The sequence below is a fragment of the Gehongia tenuis genome (assembly GCF_014384795.1).
Classification (GTDB): domain Bacteria; phylum Bacillota; class Clostridia; order Christensenellales; family NSJ-53; genus Gehongia; species Gehongia tenuis.
On record NZ_JACRSR010000001.1, the window covers coordinates 943,592 to 959,610 of the forward strand.

The window sequence follows — 16,019 nt, forward strand, 5'->3', positions numbered from 1 at the left end:
ATATTGGAAGGGGGGTGACGGGGTATGCAAATCGCTATCTATTCCAGAAAATCAAAGTTTACTGGCAAAGGGGAGAGTATTGAAAACCAGATTTCCCTTTGCCGGCGCTATATCGACGCCCATTATTCCGGGGCGTCGGTTTCCGTCTATGAGGACGAAGGCTTTTCCGGTAAAAATACCGATAGACCCGAGTTTCTGGCCATGATGGCCGCGGCGCGCCGCGGTGAATTATCCGCCATTGTCTGCTACCGGCTGGATCGGATCAGCCGCAATATCGGGGATTTTGCCAAGCTTATCGAGGAATTGAGCGGCCTGAATACGGATTTTGTGTCTATCAAGGAGCAATTTGATACGGCGTCCCCGCTTGGCCGCGCCATGATGTACATCGCATCGGTCTTTTCACAGCTGGAGCGTGAAACCATTGCCGAACGCATTCGGGACAACATGATGGAGCTGGCCAAAACGGGACGGTGGCTGGGCGGGAAGACGCCTTTGGGCTACCGCTCGGAAGCCATAGACCGGCTGGATGATGGCAGGGTTCGCCGTGCTTACCGATTGGCGCCGGTTGCGGAGGAACTGGAGCTGGTCCGCCTCATCCATCGAAAGTTTCTGCAGCTTCATTCCCTAACCCAGGTGGAAACCTATCTGCTGCAAAACGGCGCAAGTACGCGGGAGGGAGTGCCCTTCAGCCGGTATGCCATCAAGCGCATCCTGCAAAATCCTGTCTACTGCTGCTGTGATGACGAGGCACGGCGCTATTTTAACAGGGTGGGCGCAAAGATCTATGGAGATTTTGACGGCGGTCATGGGTTGATGGCCTATAACAAGACCCGGCAAAGATCCAACCGTTCCGTAGCCATGCGGGAGCGGAGGGACTGGATCGTGGCTCCGGGCAGCCATGAAGGAGTGGTTTCCGGCAAGGATTTTGCCAGGATCCAAGACCTTCTGGAACGCAACAAAGCTCACGGCTATCCCAGCACCCGAAGCGGCCGTGCTCTGCTGCCCGGGCTTCTTTTCTGTACCTGCGGCCAGCCCATGCGGGCCAAGCTGACGGGCCGGATGAAGGAGAACCGTGCCTTTATCTATCTATGCCAAGGCAAAGAAAAATGCAAAAGCTGCGCTCTTCCCAGTCCCAGGGGCGGGGAGCTGGACGAAAAGGTGGCGGCGCTCCTCGATGGGATTTTGGAGGATCGGGCCCATCTTTTTGCCAGGCTTTTGGAAGGAAAGGCTCAACTGAGCGGCGACAGTGAAAGATCCCTGCTTGAAAAACGGTTGAGGGATGTGGAAAGACGACTGGAAGGACTAGTGGGCTCCCTGGGAAGGTTGGAGGAACCGGCCGCCCGGCGGGTGCTGGAAGAGATAGAGCGATTGGAGCGGGAAAGGCTGGCGGCGGAGGAACGGCTGGCACGGTGGACGGCGCCTCCGATTGAGGAAACCTATAAAAAACTGACCTCCTGGCGGGCCTTATTTGAGGAACTGGGGCTCATGGAAAAGCGGGAGCTGCTGCGCCGCTTCGTGCTCCGAATCGTATGGGACGGACAGGACGGACATCTTTTTTTGAAGCCGGCAAGGGAGCATAGCCAATGAACTGCGCATGAGCATCCGTTCGGCCAAGAAGCACAAGAACGAGGTTTCCATCAATGATCCCATCGGCACCGACAAGGAGGGCAATGAAATATCCCTCCTTGAAATCCTGGGTTCCGATCCGGAAGCCATTGCCGATGAAGTGGAACTCAATGTGGAGGGAGAACGGCTGCAAAAGCTGGTGCAGAAGGTGCTCAGCAAAAGGGAAAGGCTGGTCATTGAGCTGCGCTACGGCCTTCTTCAGGGCGAAGCCAAAACCCAGCGGGAGATCGCAGCTCTTCTTGGCATCTCCCGGTCCTATGTCAGCCGCATTGAAAAGAAGGCGGTTCTAAAGCTGGCCGATGCTTTCACCGAGACGCTGGTCCATTGACAACCCCTCAAATCTTTTTTATGATGGGAGAAAGAAGATTTGGCTAAAGCGGCCGATGGCTGCACATTTTAGAGATATACCAAAGAAAAGGGGTGGATTCATGATCCGATTTGGTCCGGCTGGCAACAGCCAGTCCTTTTACAATGAGGGATTCAAGCACACCAAACAGGCGGCGGCCTGGCTGAAGGAACGGGGACTCAATGCCTTTGAGTACAGTTTTGGCCGGGGAGTCCGGCTGAAGGAGGAAACGGGGCGGGATATCGCGGCCGAATTTGACGCCAGCGGTATTGCCATGAGCGTTCATGCGCCTTATTACATCAATTTTTGTACCGATGACCCTGAGAAGCGCGAAGCTTCCATCAACTTTTTGCTTCAGGCTATGCGGGCGGGCACCTATTTGAATGCCAAGCGGACCGTATTCCATCCGGGGTCCTGCTCCAAAATGGATCGAGAGACCGCAAAGGGTTATGCCATGGAAGCCTTCAAGGAGGCGCTGGAGCGCATCAAAGCTGAGGGGCTCATGGGGCTGCCCTGTCCGGAGACCATGGGTAAAATCAATCAGTTTGGCACGCTGGATGAGGTATTGGAGCTGTGCACGCTGCGGGAGGATCTGGTGCCCACCATCGATTTTGGACACCTGGATGCCCGCGGCATCGGCGCGATCAAGGGACGAGCCGAATACGAGGCGATTTTGGACGCCATTGAAAACAAGCTTGGCCGTGACCGGCTGCGGATGATGCATGTGCATTTCTCTAAAATTGAGCACACCAAAGCCGGGGAAAAACGTCATGTGACCTTCGCTGATGAAGGATTTACACCGGATTTTCTGCCCCTTGCCGAACTTGTGGCCGAGCGGGATTTAACGCCGGTGATCATCTGCGAGTCGGCGGGGACGCAGGCCGAGGACGCGCTGGCTATGAAAGAAATGTACGAATCCTTCCGTTAAGACTATCCAAGGCGGCTAATTTATGTTAAAATAAATCGCTGTAGACTGGAGGTGGCACCCTTGCGGCGTGAAAAGATTGAATGCCTGAATGGCAACGGCTGGGACGCTGTGCTCGTATCTAAGCCGGCCAGCGTGCTTTATTTGACTGGATTCGGCGGCGAAGGCATGCTGTTGGTGCGGGGCAGGGACCTGGTGATGTTCACCGATTCCCGTTTCGACGAGCAGGCCGTGCAGGAGATTCCGGATATTCCAGTGGTTCTATGGGAACTGACCGCGAAGATGGATGCGGTCTCGGCCAAGGTCCGGGAACTGGGCATCAAGAAGCTGGGCATCGAGGAGCACGTGCTCGACTATGGAACTTATCAGGCTCTCACCGCGGGCGGCGGCTTCGAATGTGTTCCCGTGGGACAGGCGGTAGACGCACTGCGTTACGCCAAAGATGAAGAGGAGATCGATAACATGCAGCGGGCTGTCCGCATTGCGGAGAAGGCCTTCATGCAGGTTTTGGGCATCATTCGGCCGGGCATCACCGAACGCCGGGTGGGCGCTGAGCTCGAATACGCCATGCGGCGGCTGGGCGGTCAGGGCGTATCCTTTGATCCTATCGTAGCCAGCGGCCCCATCAATGGCGCCATACCGCACAATCAGCCTACGGATCGCGTATTGCAGCGCGGCGATCTTGTAACCATGGATTTTGGTTGCCGGCTGGGCGGTTACTGCTCCGATTTAACGCGCACCGTGGCCATCGGCGAACCCGACCCGAAACTGAGGGAGATTTACCAGATCGTGCTGGATGCCCAGCTTAAAGCGATTGACGCACTTGCGGCGGGCAAACGCGGCTGTGACGTGGACGGTGTTGCAAGACGCTATATTGAACAAAAGGGCTACGGCAAATACTTCGGACATGGTCTTGGGCATAGTTTGGGTCTTGAAATTCATGAGGATCCACGGCTTTCGCCGAGGGACGAAACCATTCTAAAGGATGGAATGGCGGTCACGGTGGAACCGGGTATTTATATTCCGGGTTTGGGCGGCGTACGGATTGAGGACGACTGCATCGTCAAAAATGGCGGCTGTCTTGATTTGGTGAGCGCGCCCAAAGGTTGGATCAGTCTTTAAGAAAACCATGGAGGGATGACGAATATGATTTCTGCAGGCGATTTCAGAAAGGGTATCACCATTGAGCTGGACGGTCAGGTTTTTCAGATCGTGGATTTCCAGCATGTGAAGCCCGGCAAAGGTGCGGCTTTTGTGCGTACCAAGATCAAGAACATCATCACCGGCGGTGTGCTGGAGCGCACCTTTAACCCCACCGAAAAAGTGGAGAACGCCCACATTGAGACCAAAGAGATGCAGTATCTCTATAACGATGGCAATCTCTACTACTTCATGGATGTGGATACCTATGAGCAGCTCCCCCTCAACCATGAACAGGTGGAGGACGCTTTGCCCTACGTGAAGGAAAATATGAACGTCAAGATCCGCTTTTTCAAGGGTAACGCTTTTTCAGTGGAGCCCCCGAATTTTGTGGAGCTTCAGATCGTGGAGACGGAGCCCGGCTTCAAGGGCGATACCGCTACCGGCGCCATCAAGCCCGCTACGCTGGAAACCGGCGCTAAGATCAACGTGCCCCTTTTCGTCAATCAGGGCGATATGATCCGCGTGGACACCCGTACCGGCGAATACATGGAGCGTGTATAACGCTCATGGATAGATTGCAGCAGCGCGTGGCACGCCTCAAGGGCATGTTGGACGCGGTGGAACTGGATCATCGCCAGGATATGGTCATGCGGGCCATCGTGGATATTCTGGATGAGATGGCGCTGTCCCTTGCCGAAGTGGAGACCGTACAATCCGAGCTTGAGGAATACGTCCAGGATTTGGATGATGATCTCGTGGCTTTGGAGGAAGAAATGAGCGGTGAGGCGTCGGATGGCGAGACCGAAAGGGAGCCGGACGAGACCATCGAAATTGAGTGTCCCCACTGCAAGGAGCATATCCGCTTCGAAGAGAATGCTTTTCTGGAAGCGGATCAGGTGGAATGCCCAAACTGCCATCATGTGATCTATACCGACGAAGATTGAGTTTGAATCCAAGGGACCCGGAGGAATCCGGGTTCTTTTTTTATGCCCATTTCCACTCTCATATTTTGGACGACCTTCTCATATAGATAGAGCAAATGGAGGACAGGTTATGAAAAAATACGGATGGCAAAAGGACTTGGAGATTTACTGGCCCGACGGCCTGAGAAGCGCGCTTGGCGCTCTTACCGGCAAAGTGGCGGAGAGCCTTGAAGAAATCCGGGTTCGGATGGGACGGCCTCTCATGGTCTATGGCGGCGGCCGGGACTACTTTATATCGGACGGCGGAGATGTGAGTTTTCTTGCCGCCGGGGCCCATGTGGTGAGCCGGGAGGAAGGGGCGCGGCTGATGGACGCCCTGTGCGGCCACTCCCTCTATGCGGTGGAGGATGAAATGAAGCAGGGGTTTTTCACGCTGCCCGGCGGGTACCGGGTGGGGCTGGCGGGAAAGGCGGTGTCCGAGGGAGGCAGGGTGCGTAACCTGACCCAGATTTCCGGATTCAACATCCGCATTCCAAGGGCGCTTGAGGGCTGCGCCGATGGACTGATGGCCTATCTTGCTCTTGGCAGCCGGCCGCTCAGTACGCTGGTCATTGCACCGCCCCAGGCGGGCAAAACCACCCTCATCCGGGATGTGGCCCGGCAGTTCAGCGACGGGTTCGGCGCCTTTCCGGGCGTCAAGGTATCCATCGTGGACGAACGCTCGGAGATCGCATCCTGCGCTATGGGCATGCCCCAAAACAAAGTGGGGCTTCGCAGCGACGTACTGGACGCCTGCCCCAAATCGGAAGGGATGATGATGGCTCTGCGTTCCCTATCGCCGCGGGTCCTTGTGTGCGATGAAATCGGCTCCAGCGCCGACTGTGATGCAGTTCGAGAAGCCCTTTATGCCGGTGTGGCGGTGGTGGTGACGGTCCATGGCGATGGTCTTGAAACCGTAAAAATACGTCCTTCTCTGGGCAGGCTCATCGGGGAAAAGGGGTTTGACCGGTACGTGGTGCTTTCCAAAAGCCTTGGGCCGGGCACGGTGGAAGAAATTTTGGATCGAGAGGGCGGCCGTCTGCTGACCCGTCCTTTCCGCGGGCGGGGTGCCGCATGATGCTGAAGCTTATTTTGTGCCTTGCCGCCGTTGGAACGGGGACGCTGATTGGAATCCGGGCCGCCAAAACCTACAGCTGCCGCCTGAAGCTTTTGATGGAACTCAGAAACGGCTTCGCCCAGCTGGAAAACTCGGTGGTTTATGGCAATCTGCCGCTGTTAGACGCCTTTGAAGCCGTGAAATGCGGTGAATATGCCGGGCCAATCTTCAGAGAGGCCGCGGGAAACCTTCGGGAGAATCGGTCCATGGCCGTGCAGAATGCCTTCATGGCGGCGTTCGAATTCCTGCCGGGGAAGGGATACCTGGACGGTGAGGATATGGCCGTGATTGCACAGTTCACCGAGCATCTGGGCTCCTCCGGGCTGTCCGGACAGCAAAAAAATTTTGAATTCATTCAAAAGCAGCTTGGCCAGCGGATCGAGGAAGCCCGATGCCGCCGGGAGAAAAATCAACGGATGGCCAAAAGCCTGGGGGTGCTGGGCGGCATGTTCGTGGCCCTCATGATCCTCTAGGACGAAAGGAGAACAAAGGATGAGTATCGATTTGGTCTTTAAGATCGCCGCTATTGGTATTTTGATCTCGGTGCTGAACCAGGTGTTGACGCGGGCGGGCCGGGAGGAAATGGCCATGATGACATCCCTGGCGGGCCTTGTGATCGTGCTGCTCATGGTCATTGACCTTATAAGCCAGCTCTTTACCACCGTCAAATCCATCTTTCAGCTCTATTGAAGGGGGACGCCATGCAGATCGTATCGATCGCAGGGCTGGGCGTGGTGGCGGCCATCCTGTCCATCACCCTGCGCAAGGATAAGCCGGAGATGGCCATGCTCCTCGGCGTGGGTGCGGGGGCTATTCTGCTCATTGCCTTTTTATCCATGGTCTCCCCGGTCATGGACTTTTTGAAGGATTTAGCGGCCCGGGCAAACCTGCAAAGTGAACACCTCGCTCTGCTCTTCAAGGTGGTGGGCGTGGCTTATATTGCAGAATTTGCCTCCCAGGTATGCAAGGACGCGGGGGAGGGCGCCATTGCCAGCAAGATTGAGATGGGCGGCAAACTGGTTATTCTGGTGCTCTGCCTGCCCATTATGGGTTCCCTGTTCGAATTGATCGTGGGGATGCTGCCATGAAGCGCTGGTGTATGGCCGGGTTCATATTCTTGGCAGTACTGGTGGTCCTGGGTGCGGCGCCGGCATCAGCCGAACCCGCTGACAGCCCCGCGCCGGGTCTTGCCGAAGGGATAGAGGATCAGCTGAACGAATGGGACACAAACCAATGGGATGGTTTTACCAGCGGTCTATCCGAAGAAGGCAGGGCTTTTTTGGAAGGCAAAAGCATTGGTGAATGGATCGCCCAGTTCGCCGCTGGAGGATATGCCTTTAATATTGAGGACTGGCTTAACATGCTGCTCCAATTCTTTCTTGGCCAGCTTACGGGCAGTATGGGCATCATGGTACAGATTCTGGCGGTGGTGTTCATCTCCGCCATATTGCAGCAGCTGGAGGGGAATCTCTCCAAATCAGTGGGCCAGATCGCCCAGTTCGCCTGCTATGGCGTGACCGTCATTCTCATGATGTCCTGTCTTGCGAGCCTCATGGGTGAGACCCGGGATGCGGTCCATCAGATGACCTCGCTTATGCAGGCCATGTTTCCCGTCATGCTGGCTATGCTCTCGGCTATGGGCAGCTTCTCCACGGCGGGGGTATTCCAGCCGGCCACCGCTTTTTTGACCAGCGGGATCGGATCCCTGGTGGAAAATTTTATTCTGCCGCTGGTGTTCCTGGCGGCGGTGCTGTCGGTGATTGGAAACTTCACCGACAAAATCCGCCTTGATAAGCTCTCAGGCCTTGTAAAAAACGTGTCCCAATGGAGTATCGGCATCATTCTGACCGTGTTCCTGGGTATTTTGGCGCTGCAGGGCATGGGGGCGTCCACCTTCGATGGGATCTCCTTTCGAACGGCCAAATATACGGTGAATACCATGATTCCCATGGTGGGCGGAATGTTTTCCGATACGCTGGAAACGGTTCTTGGCTGTTCGCTCCTGGTCAAAAATGCCATCGGTCTTGTGGGGCTCATTCTTCTTGGGCTCTTCGCTTTGGCGCCGGTGGTAAAGATTGTGGCCGTCATCTTCATGCTCAAGATCTGCTCCGCTTTGGCTCAACCCATTGCGGATGACAGGACGGTGCGGTGCCTGCACGAATTCTCCAGCGTTTTGGTGCTTTTGGTGATTGCGGTCTTGGTGGTGTCGCTGATGTTCTTTTTGGCCATGTGCCTTCTTATCAACGCCGGCAATACCGCTGTGATGATGAGGTGAGCCATGGAATTTTTAAGACAATGGATTTTGACCCTGGTTGCGTCGGTCTTTGTGCTTACGCTGGTACACGTCCTGCTGCCGGAGGGGAGCATCAAGAAATACGCATCCCTGGCCACCGGCCTTGTGATGATGCTGGCGATTTTTTCCCCTTTAGCCCAGCTCTCCCGGGTGGACATCCGGGGCACCGAGGTGGTGCCCAAATCCAGTGCGGTCCGGATGGACGCTGCCCAAAGTGCCGAAAAGCTGGTTTTGGGGCTGGTGGCAAGCGTGCCCGGCTTTGAGGCGGCGGGAGTGCGGGTGGAGATGGATGAAACCAGCGGGCGGCCCAGAAGCGTGGTCGTCACCGGTGCCGCAGCCTCGGAAGCTGATGCGGAAAAAGTTCGACAAAACATTGCACTTCAATTAGGCATTGGATGGGATGAGGTTGTCATACGATAGAGAGGAGGACACATATGGGTAAAGGGCTGAAGGTTAAGGATATCTGGCAGGCCATTAAAAAAGTCAAAAACTTTGAAATCATCATCGCTGTGATTGTGGTGGCCGTCATTTTGGCCATCTACGGTTCCACCTTGATCGGCGGCGACAAGGATCCGGCGCCGAAGGAGGAGAGCGCGGCGGAAAGCGCCGAACCGGTGGATGCTTCCACCAAAGCGGACAATGAAGCCCGGCTCAAAAAGGTTCTTGAAGCCATTGACGGCGCGGGCAGGGTGGAGGTGATGATAACCTATGAATCGGGTCCTGAAATGGTACCCGCCATGAATCAAAGCACCACGACGCAGGAAAGCGAAGAATTCACCGGCACCGATACGGTCCGGCAAAGCAGAACCACCGATGAATCCCAGAACCCGGTGGTAGCCAGCGGCCAGGAGGATGACCTATTGGTGCTCAAAGAGGTGGAGCCGGAGGTTCGAGGCGTCATTGTCGTGGCGGAGGGCGCAAGCGATATTCAGGTTCAGCTCAACCTGCAGCGTGCGGTTCAAACGGTGCTGAACGTACCGGCGGACAAAGTGGAAGTGTTTTCAATGAAAAACAAGGAGGAATAAAGCATGTTTAGCATCAAGCGAAAGACCATCATCATGGCGTCCCTGGTCGTATTACTGGTTGTGGCGGGCTATTTGAACGTACGCTTCAGTGACAAAACCGGGGACGGCACCCAAGCATCGAATACGGGTACGGGCAACGGCGGAATTGTGCTGAGCCAGACCAAGGACGGGGACGGCAGCGCCAGTGTGAATGCAAACGCCGGTGAAAGCGGCGGGGATGCCGCTTCCGTTTCCGCCAATTACTACGCAAACTTTAAAACGGAGCGCGAGACCAGCCGCAACCAGCAGATTGAATACTTGGACGGCATCATTGCGGATTCGAATACCGATGCTGAAACCTTGAAGCAGGCACAGAACCAAAAGCTTACGCTGACCCAGTCCATGGAGAAGGAAGTGACCGTGGAGGGGCTGCTGAAAGCCAAAGGTTTTGAGGACGTGGTGGTAACCATCCACGAGGGATCCATCAACGTGGTGGTCAAGGATGGGGATCTAACCGATGCTAAAGTCGCCCAGATTTTGGATATCGTATGCCGCGAAACCAAGGAAGCTCCGGAAAATGTAAAGATTATTCCCAAAACATAAACAAATTTCGAGTTTAAGCGGTTATGTCTTGTTGTAATCGTGGGTATCTTTTGGTATAATACCATTAGTATCAAAGGAGGTGCTGATCATGACGGATCAAAAACCGCAAACGGATATCCAGATTGCAGATGTGGAAAATAAGAATGGCAAAATTATCTTTGCCAGTGACGTGATAGCGATCATTGCCGGCCTTGCCGCCACAGAGGTGGAGGGCGTTGCCGGTATGAGCGGCGGATTGGTCAGCGGCATGGCTGAATTGCTGGGCCGCAAGAATTTGACCAAGGGCGTTAAGGTGGAAGTTGGCAACGAGGAAACTGCCGTGGATTTGAACATGATCTTTGAATATGGTTATGAGATTCACACGGTTGCCAAAAACGTTCAGGAGAACGTGAAGCGGACCATCGAAAACATGACGGGACTGCGCGTGGTGGAAGTCAATGTTTTCGTCCAGGGCATTTACTTCGAGAAGGAAGTGAAGGAGCCTGAGCCGCCTCGGGTCAAATAATTCCATAGCTAAGCATGAAAGAGGCAGGCGCGGTTGATGTGCCTGCCTTTGTCACTTGACACGAAGGAGGAATGTCCTAATGAAAATGCGTATTGTGGACCGCATTTTGCTTACGCTGCTCATGCTGGTCGTCCTGGCGCTCTCCGTCGGCCTGATTCTGCTTTCCGTCGGCGCAATTACTGTGGACGGCGTGGGCAGCACCCTGGCCGCCATGTTTAACAGCAACTGGGTGGGCAGTGTGATCGGCTGCATCGTGGGCGTGCTGCTCTTGGCCTTTGCGGTCAAGGTGCTTTTTGTGCGTGCACGGCAGAGCGCCTATGCGCCTACGGTCCTTATCAAGGCCACCGAGATTGGCACCATCCGCATCACGCTGGTGGCGCTCGATCAGATGGTGCAGAACTTTGCCAAGAGTATGCCCACCGTGCGTAACGTCAAATCCACCATTATCAGCCGGGAGGACAGCGCCTCCATCCTGCTTCGGGTTTCGGTGATGCCGGACGCCATCGTGCCGGAGGTTACCCAAAATCTTCAGCAGGGCGTCAAGGCCCATGTGGAGCAGCACGCGGGTATCCTCGTGTCCGATGTTCAGATCGTTGTGGAAACGGCATCGGTCAATCCGCCGCGCACCGGCAATAATCAGCCCCGGGTTCAATAGGAAAGGGGCTTTTTGATGAAAGATACACTTTTGAAGATCCTGAAGGAACATCGCGGCAAGCTGATCGGCGGCGCCGCAGGTCTTATTTTTGCCGTATTGGTGTTGCTTCTTGGATTCTGGAAATCGCTTTTTATCGCCCTTTGCGTGGGTGTGGGCGTATATTTGGGTTCCCTTGGGGACGACAAAGGGGAGCGGATGCTCAAGTTTCTGGACCGTATTCTGCCCAAGGGCTTATAAAGGAGAATAGAACGTAAATGGCGAGGAAGGCTGCACGGGATGCGGCGATGCGGTATGTCTATCAATGGGCTTTGGGGGGGAACGCGGATCCTGAAGCCTTTTTGTCGTCGCTGGATCTGAAGTTGTCCGAAAAGGACTATCTCTTTTTTGAGGAAACCGTGATCGGAGTGGTCAATCATCTGCCAGAGCTGGACAAGCTGATCGAAGAAAACTGCGTGGGCTGGAAGTTTGATCGGCTGGCCAAAGTGGATGTGGCCATTCTGCGGGTGGCACTGTTAGAAATTCTGTACCGGGAGGATATTCCCGAAGGCGTATCCATCAATGAGGCGGTGGAACTGGCGAAGGTCTACGGGGACGGCAATTCCTATGCCTTTGTAAACGGCATTTTGGGCAACGTGGTGCGCAGGGAAGGCGAGGCCCTGAGACGGGTTGAACCGGTGGTGACCGACCTGCCCAGGCCCGAGGAAATCATGGCAGCGGATGATGTCCATGAGTAGGACCGTTTTGGGACTGGACACCAGCTGTTACACCACATCGGTGGCTCTTGTGGATGAACATGGCCGGATGGAACAGAAAAGACGCCTTTTGAGCGTACCCCAGGGCGAACGGGGGCTCATGCAAAGCAAAGGCGTCTTTCAGCATATACAGCGGCTCCCCGAACTGATGGAGGCGCTGCTGAAAGGACAGGAAGAGATCGCTGCCGTTGCGGCCAGCACCCGTCCCAGGCCCGTGGAAGGCTCGTATATGCCGGTTTTTACGGCGAGCGAGAGCGTGGGAAGAAGCCTCGCTGCCGCCTTGAGGGTGCCTTTCTATGCCACCAGCCATCAGCAGGGCCATATTCGGGCGGGCATGGCAAACAATCCCATGCCTGAGCGTTTTCTGGCCGTTCACCTCTCCGGCGGCACCACCGAGGTGCTTTTGGTGGAAGGGGATGAGCTGCAAATCACTCTCCTGGGCGGCGATGCCGATCTCCATGCGGGGCAGATGGTGGACCGAGTGGGTGTCGCAGTTGGCTGCGAATTCCCGGCAGGGCCGGCCATGGAAGCTCTGGCAAGGGAATGCGCCGGCGAGGGTGTGGTGCTGCCTTCTTCGGTTCGGGGATTTTCTGTGAGCTTTTCCGGGGCTGAATCCCAGGCCCAGCGTTTTTTGGAAGCGGGAGAGAGCCCGGAGCGGGTAGCGAAGGGCGTTCTCATGTGCATTGCCCGCAGTCTTACCAAGCTTTTGGCTCATGCGGTGAAGGAGACGGGCATAAGCGATGTGCTGCTGGTGGGCGGCGTGGCCCAAAATCTTTTGATCCAGCATGAACTTACCGCTCGGCTGGCGAAAATGAGAATTCCGGTAAAGCTCCGCTTTGCCGATAAATCTTTATCCGGTGACAACGCCGTGGGGGTTGCCCTTATTGGGCTTGCGGCTTTACAGAAGGAGGAATCACATGAGTGCACAAATCATTGATGGTAAAAAGGTTTCCAAGGACGTCCGCGAGGAACTGAAGGCAAAATGCGAAGATCTTAAGGCAAAGGGAGTCGAACCCTGTCTTGCCGTGGTGCTGGTGGGCGATGATCCCGGCTCACAGGTGTATGTTCGCAACAAGGAACGGGGCTGCGCTGAGGTGGGCATCAAATCCATCGCCTATCGTCTGGACGCCGGCATCACCCAGCAGACGCTGCTTGAACTGGTGGACAAGCTCAATCGCGATCCCGCCGTTCATGGCATTTTGGTGCAGCTTCCCCTGCCGAAGCATCTGGACGAAAAGGAAGTGCTCCGGCTCATCGATCCCAAAAAGGACGTGGACGGCTTCCATGTGGTGAATGCGGGGTCCCTTTTCACCGGGGAAGGCGGCGGCTTTGTATCCTGCACGCCCCAGGGCATCATGCGGCTGATTGCGTCCACCGGCGTTTCCATTGAAGGGAAAAATGCCGTGGTCATTGGCCGCAGCAACATTGTGGGCAAGCCCATGGCCATGCTGCTTTTGAACGCCAATGCCACGGTGACTGTGTGCCATTCCCGCACGAAGAATTTGAAAGAGATCGCAAAGGGCGCCGATATTCTGGTGGTTGCCATCGGCAGACCCGAATTTGTGACGGGGGATATGATTAAATCCGGCGCCGTGGTCATCGATGTGGGCATGAACCGGGTGGATGGCAAACTGAAGGGCGACGTCAAGTTTGACGAGGCCAAGGAGGTTGCCGGTTACGTTACGCCCGTGCCCGGCGGTGTTGGGCCCACCACCATCACCATGCTCCTTTCCAATACCCTGCAGGCGGCGGAAGCCCAAGGATGAAGGGTTACGTCTTTCAGGTATCCGAACTGAATGAATACGTGCGTATCCTGCTGGGACAGGACCCCAACCTGAGCCATATGTGGGTGGAGGGGGAGATCTCCAATTTCAAGCGCCATTCCTCCGGCCACCTGTATTTTTCTTTGAAGGACAGCGCAGCGCAGGTGAAGTGCGCCATGTTTAAACAAAACGCCTGGACTCTGGACTTTAAGCCGAGGGACGGCATGGCTGTCCGCGCCTTTGGATCGGTGGGACTCTATCCCCGGGACGGTCAGTTTCAGCTCTATGTGGAAGCCATGCAGCCAGCGGGCGTGGGCAATCTTTATGAGGCGTTTGAGCGTTTGAAGGGCAAACTGGATAAGGAGGGTCTGTTTGATGCGGACCATAAAAAGCCTTTGCCCTATCTGCCCCGGAAGGTGGGAGTGGTCACAAGCCCTACCGGGGCGGCGGTCAGGGATATCATTCGAGTGCTGCACCGTAGATTTGACAACATGGATATCGTGCTGAAGCCGGTGAAAGTGCAGGGCAGCGGCGCAGCGGAGGAGATTGCAAGAGCCATTGAGGAGCTGAACGGCTGCCCCGGCGTGGATGTGATCATTGTAGGCAGAGGCGGCGGGTCCATTGAGGACCTTTGGGCTTTTAACGAGGAGGTTGTGGCCCGAAGCATCTATGCCTCGCAGGTGCCCGTCATCTCCGCGGTGGGCCATGAGACCGACTACACCATCGCGGATTTTGTGGCCGATGTCCGGGCCGCAACGCCTTCCATGGCGGCGGAGCTCGCGGCGCCGGTCAAGGATGAGCTGATGGCGGGCCTAATGGAGAGCAGACAGCGCCTGCGCTCCGCCATGGGACGCAGGCTGGATCTCATGCGGGAAAGGCTGGAACGGCTGAAACAGTCCACCGGGCTTACCCGGCCTCTGGATAAGGTGTGGATGCACCGCCAGCAGGTGGATGGGCTCGTGCGCATGCTGCAGGCCCATCAGAGCGCCCGATCTTTCAAGGCGAAGAACGATTGGGAAAAGCTCCATGGACGGCTGTTGGCGCTGGGGCCCGAGTCCGTACTCAAGCGGGGCTATGCCATGGTGCTTGATCTGGAGGGCAGGCCGGTCATGCGCGCAGCGGATGCGGCGGCAGGTAACACGGTTGAGGTGCGCTGGCAGGACGGCGCACGAAAAGCCCGGATTGAACCGATGGGGGAAGAATAGATGCAAGACAAAATGGAAATGAGCTTTGAGCAAGCTTTGACGGAGCTTGAAAAGGTGGTTCTTGAACTTGAGGGCGGCCAGCTGAGCCTGGATGAATCCATTGCCTGCTATGAGAAGGGTATGAAGCTGTCCAAGATCTGCCAGCAAAAACTCGATGAAAGCGAATCCAAGGTGGCCAAGCTGATCGGCCGCCAGGAAACCTTGTTTGAGGAGACGGACGATGACCTTTAAAGAGCGGCAGACCCAGTATATTGAGGCCTTTGATCAAAGCCTCGCCGAGTGGCGGGAACACCAGATTGGGGACATCCCGGAGCGGTTGCTTTCGGCGATGTGTTACAGTCTTTTTGCTGGAGGCAAGCGTGTCCGGCCGGTACTGCTTTTAGCCACGGTGGACATGCTGGAAGGCGATCTTGACGAGGCTATGGAGTTTGCCATGGCCCTTGAGATGATTCACACCTATTCGCTGATCCATGACGATCTGCCCGCCATGGACGACGATGATCTTCGCCGGGGCCGGCCCACCAACCACAAGCAGTTCGACGAGGCCACCGCCATTCTGGCGGGGGATGCTCTGCTGAGTGAAGCCGCGGCGATCATGCTGCGGGCCTGCCGCAAGAGCGAAAACAAGATGGCCGCCATCCAGGCTATGGAGGAGATCATGGAGGGTGCCGGAGCCAGAGGCATGATTGCGGGCCAGATGGAGGATCTAATGGCTTCGGAAAAGGCCGGTAACGAGAAACTGCTGGAACGGATTCAGAGCCTCAAGACGGCCTGCCTTTTGACAGCGCCACTGGTTTCCGGCGGCATCCTTGCCGGCGCGCCTTTGGGAAGCTTGGTTTCTCTTCGGGAGTACGGCCAATGCCTCGGCGTATGTTTCCAGATGGTGGACGACATCCTGGACGTGGTGGGCAGCGCCGAGGAGATGGGCAAGAATCCCGCCTCCGATGCGAAAAAGGATAAGCTCACCTACCCCGCATTTATTGGGCTGGATGAGACCCGGAAACGGGTGGAGCAGTGGACGAATTGGGGCGTTGAAGCCTTGCAGGGCTTTGGCGACAGGGGCTGGTTTTTGCGGGATATGATTTTAACGCTGGCAGCGCGGACCAAGTAAGGGGATAGG

The 16,019-nt window shown here is 56.1% G+C and carries 23 protein-coding genes; all 23 read left to right on the plus strand.

Features of this window, described 5'->3' with window-relative positions; all coding sequences use genetic code 11:
• The first annotated feature begins 24 nt into the window (after positions 1–24).
• The 23 genes from H8696_RS04720 (at position 25) to H8696_RS04830 (ending at position 16,010) form a co-directional block, all read left to right on the plus strand.
• Positions 25–1,587 (plus strand): recombinase family protein, encoded by a 1,563-nt coding sequence (locus H8696_RS04720; RefSeq protein WP_249315233.1) that lies wholly within the window; start codon positions 25–27, stop codon positions 1,585–1,587.
• Between the two features lie 7 nt (positions 1,588–1,594).
• Complete coding sequence (locus H8696_RS04725; RefSeq protein ID WP_249315236.1) at positions 1,595–1,954, plus strand: sigma-70 family RNA polymerase sigma factor; 360 nt, start codon at positions 1,595–1,597, stop codon at positions 1,952–1,954.
• 100 nt (positions 1,955–2,054) lie between these two features.
• Positions 2,055–2,900, plus strand: coding sequence for a TIM barrel protein (locus H8696_RS04730; protein WP_249315238.1), 846 nt, complete (start codon positions 2,055–2,057; stop codon positions 2,898–2,900).
• A gap of 60 nt (positions 2,901–2,960) precedes the next feature.
• The gene (locus tag H8696_RS04735) at positions 2,961–4,019 is read left to right on the plus strand and encodes an aminopeptidase P family protein (RefSeq protein ID WP_249315244.1); all 1,059 of its coding nucleotides are present in this window, start codon (positions 2,961–2,963) and stop codon (positions 4,017–4,019) included.
• Positions 4,020–4,043: 24 nt separating this feature from the next.
• Positions 4,044–4,601, plus strand: a complete 558-nt coding sequence (efp, locus tag H8696_RS04740) for an elongation factor P (protein WP_249315980.1) — start codon at positions 4,044–4,046, stop codon at positions 4,599–4,601.
• A gap of 5 nt (positions 4,602–4,606) precedes the next feature.
• Complete coding sequence (locus H8696_RS04745) at positions 4,607–4,984, plus strand: CD1247 N-terminal domain-containing protein (protein ID WP_249315246.1); 378 nt, start codon at positions 4,607–4,609, stop codon at positions 4,982–4,984.
• 109 nt (positions 4,985–5,093) lie between these two features.
• Positions 5,094–6,080 carry a stage III sporulation protein AA gene (gene spoIIIAA, locus H8696_RS04750; RefSeq protein ID WP_249315248.1) on the plus strand — a complete coding sequence of 329 codons (987 nt, stop codon included), beginning with the start codon at positions 5,094–5,096 and terminating at the stop codon, positions 6,078–6,080.
• On the plus strand, positions 6,077–6,592 hold the full coding sequence (locus tag H8696_RS04755; RefSeq protein WP_249315250.1) for a stage III sporulation protein AB: 516 nt from the start codon (positions 6,077–6,079) through the stop codon (positions 6,590–6,592). The genes spoIIIAA and H8696_RS04755 overlap by 4 nt, the downstream gene beginning before the upstream one ends.
• 19 nt (positions 6,593–6,611) lie before the next feature.
• Positions 6,612–6,809, plus strand: a complete 198-nt coding sequence (gene spoIIIAC / locus H8696_RS04760; protein ID WP_249315252.1) for a stage III sporulation protein AC — start codon at positions 6,612–6,614, stop codon at positions 6,807–6,809.
• Positions 6,810–6,820: 11 nt separating this feature from the next.
• Entirely contained in the window at positions 6,821–7,207 is a 387-nt protein-coding gene (gene spoIIIAD, locus H8696_RS04765) for a stage III sporulation protein AD (protein WP_249315254.1), read from the plus strand.
• Complete coding sequence (spoIIIAE, locus tag H8696_RS04770) at positions 7,204–8,394, plus strand: stage III sporulation protein AE (protein WP_249315260.1); 1,191 nt, start codon at positions 7,204–7,206, stop codon at positions 8,392–8,394. Before spoIIIAD ends, spoIIIAE begins: the two co-directional genes overlap by 4 nt.
• Before the next feature lie 3 nt (positions 8,395–8,397).
• On the plus strand, positions 8,398–8,832 hold the full coding sequence (locus H8696_RS04775) for a stage III sporulation protein AF (protein WP_249315262.1): 435 nt from the start codon (positions 8,398–8,400) through the stop codon (positions 8,830–8,832).
• Between the two features lie 14 nt (positions 8,833–8,846).
• Entirely contained in the window at positions 8,847–9,437 is a 591-nt protein-coding gene (locus H8696_RS04780; protein WP_249315264.1) for a hypothetical protein, read from the plus strand.
• A 3-nt stretch (positions 9,438–9,440) separates the two neighbouring features.
• Positions 9,441–10,019: a SpoIIIAH-like family protein gene (locus tag H8696_RS04785; RefSeq protein WP_249315266.1), complete on the plus strand. Its 579-nt coding sequence runs from the start codon at positions 9,441–9,443 to the stop codon at positions 10,017–10,019.
• Between the two features lie 88 nt (positions 10,020–10,107).
• Positions 10,108–10,524: an Asp23/Gls24 family envelope stress response protein gene (locus H8696_RS04790; protein WP_249315268.1), complete on the plus strand. Its 417-nt coding sequence runs from the start codon at positions 10,108–10,110 to the stop codon at positions 10,522–10,524.
• Positions 10,525–10,603: 79 nt separating this feature from the next.
• A complete protein-coding gene (amaP, locus tag H8696_RS04795) occupies positions 10,604–11,179 on the plus strand; it encodes an alkaline shock response membrane anchor protein AmaP (RefSeq protein WP_249315271.1) in 576 nt (191 codons plus the stop codon).
• A gap of 15 nt (positions 11,180–11,194) precedes the next feature.
• Positions 11,195–11,416 (plus strand): DUF2273 domain-containing protein, encoded by a 222-nt coding sequence (locus H8696_RS04800; RefSeq protein WP_249315273.1) that lies wholly within the window; start codon positions 11,195–11,197, stop codon positions 11,414–11,416.
• A 17-nt stretch (positions 11,417–11,433) separates the two neighbouring features.
• Positions 11,434–11,913 carry a transcription antitermination factor NusB gene (gene nusB / locus H8696_RS04805; protein ID WP_249315274.1) on the plus strand — a complete coding sequence of 160 codons (480 nt, stop codon included), beginning with the start codon at positions 11,434–11,436 and terminating at the stop codon, positions 11,911–11,913.
• On the plus strand, positions 11,906–12,868 hold the full coding sequence (locus H8696_RS04810) for a Kae1-like domain-containing protein (RefSeq protein WP_249315276.1): 963 nt from the start codon (positions 11,906–11,908) through the stop codon (positions 12,866–12,868). Before nusB ends, H8696_RS04810 begins: the two co-directional genes overlap by 8 nt.
• Positions 12,849–13,697 (plus strand): bifunctional methylenetetrahydrofolate dehydrogenase/methenyltetrahydrofolate cyclohydrolase FolD, encoded by an 849-nt coding sequence (folD, locus tag H8696_RS04815; protein WP_249315278.1) that lies wholly within the window; start codon positions 12,849–12,851, stop codon positions 13,695–13,697. The genes H8696_RS04810 and folD overlap by 20 nt, the downstream gene beginning before the upstream one ends.
• Positions 13,694–14,899 (plus strand): exodeoxyribonuclease VII large subunit, encoded by a 1,206-nt coding sequence (xseA, locus tag H8696_RS04820; RefSeq protein ID WP_249315280.1) that lies wholly within the window; start codon positions 13,694–13,696, stop codon positions 14,897–14,899. Before folD ends, xseA begins: the two co-directional genes overlap by 4 nt.
• Positions 14,900–15,130: an exodeoxyribonuclease VII small subunit gene (locus tag H8696_RS04825; RefSeq protein WP_249315282.1), complete on the plus strand. Its 231-nt coding sequence runs from the start codon at positions 14,900–14,902 to the stop codon at positions 15,128–15,130.
• Entirely contained in the window at positions 15,120–16,010 is an 891-nt protein-coding gene (locus H8696_RS04830) for a polyprenyl synthetase family protein (RefSeq protein WP_249315284.1), read from the plus strand. The genes H8696_RS04825 and H8696_RS04830 overlap by 11 nt, the downstream gene beginning before the upstream one ends.
• The last annotated feature ends 9 nt before the right edge of the window (positions 16,011–16,019 follow it).

What these genes read in the sequence shown, in the direction of transcription:
- H8696_RS04720 (WP_249315233.1), top strand. Translation starts at nt 25, where the DNA reads ATGCAAATCGCTATCTATTCCAGAAAATCAAAGTTTACTGGCAAAGGG.
- H8696_RS04755 (WP_249315250.1), top strand. Translation starts at nt 6,077, where the DNA reads ATGATGCTGAAGCTTATTTTGTGCCTTGCCGCCGTTGGAACGGGGACG.
- H8696_RS04730 (WP_249315238.1), top strand. Translation starts at nt 2,055, where the DNA reads ATGATCCGATTTGGTCCGGCTGGCAACAGCCAGTCCTTTTACAATGAG.
- H8696_RS04725 (WP_249315236.1), top strand. Translation starts at nt 1,595, where the DNA reads ATGAGCATCCGTTCGGCCAAGAAGCACAAGAACGAGGTTTCCATCAAT.
- H8696_RS04785 (WP_249315266.1), top strand. Translation starts at nt 9,441, where the DNA reads ATGTTTAGCATCAAGCGAAAGACCATCATCATGGCGTCCCTGGTCGTA.
- H8696_RS04790 (WP_249315268.1), top strand. Translation starts at nt 10,108, where the DNA reads ATGACGGATCAAAAACCGCAAACGGATATCCAGATTGCAGATGTGGAA.
- H8696_RS04775 (WP_249315262.1), top strand. Translation starts at nt 8,398, where the DNA reads ATGGAATTTTTAAGACAATGGATTTTGACCCTGGTTGCGTCGGTCTTT.
- H8696_RS04830 (WP_249315284.1), top strand. Translation starts at nt 15,120, where the DNA reads ATGACCTTTAAAGAGCGGCAGACCCAGTATATTGAGGCCTTTGATCAA.
- spoIIIAD (WP_249315254.1), top strand. Translation starts at nt 6,821, where the DNA reads ATGCAGATCGTATCGATCGCAGGGCTGGGCGTGGTGGCGGCCATCCTG.
- H8696_RS04780 (WP_249315264.1), top strand. Translation starts at nt 8,847, where the DNA reads ATGGGTAAAGGGCTGAAGGTTAAGGATATCTGGCAGGCCATTAAAAAA.
- spoIIIAC (WP_249315252.1), top strand. Translation starts at nt 6,612, where the DNA reads ATGAGTATCGATTTGGTCTTTAAGATCGCCGCTATTGGTATTTTGATC.
- spoIIIAA (WP_249315248.1), top strand. Translation starts at nt 5,094, where the DNA reads ATGAAAAAATACGGATGGCAAAAGGACTTGGAGATTTACTGGCCCGAC.
- H8696_RS04745 (WP_249315246.1), top strand. Translation starts at nt 4,607, where the DNA reads ATGGATAGATTGCAGCAGCGCGTGGCACGCCTCAAGGGCATGTTGGAC.
- folD (WP_249315278.1), top strand. Translation starts at nt 12,849, where the DNA reads ATGAGTGCACAAATCATTGATGGTAAAAAGGTTTCCAAGGACGTCCGC.
- spoIIIAE (WP_249315260.1), top strand. Translation starts at nt 7,204, where the DNA reads ATGAAGCGCTGGTGTATGGCCGGGTTCATATTCTTGGCAGTACTGGTG.
- H8696_RS04810 (WP_249315276.1), top strand. Translation starts at nt 11,906, where the DNA reads ATGAGTAGGACCGTTTTGGGACTGGACACCAGCTGTTACACCACATCG.
- amaP (WP_249315271.1), top strand. Translation starts at nt 10,604, where the DNA reads ATGAAAATGCGTATTGTGGACCGCATTTTGCTTACGCTGCTCATGCTG.
- xseA (WP_249315280.1), top strand. Translation starts at nt 13,694, where the DNA reads ATGAAGGGTTACGTCTTTCAGGTATCCGAACTGAATGAATACGTGCGT.
- H8696_RS04800 (WP_249315273.1), top strand. Translation starts at nt 11,195, where the DNA reads ATGAAAGATACACTTTTGAAGATCCTGAAGGAACATCGCGGCAAGCTG.
- H8696_RS04825 (WP_249315282.1), top strand. Translation starts at nt 14,900, where the DNA reads ATGCAAGACAAAATGGAAATGAGCTTTGAGCAAGCTTTGACGGAGCTT.
- nusB (WP_249315274.1), top strand. Translation starts at nt 11,434, where the DNA reads ATGGCGAGGAAGGCTGCACGGGATGCGGCGATGCGGTATGTCTATCAA.
- efp (WP_249315980.1), top strand. Translation starts at nt 4,044, where the DNA reads ATGATTTCTGCAGGCGATTTCAGAAAGGGTATCACCATTGAGCTGGAC.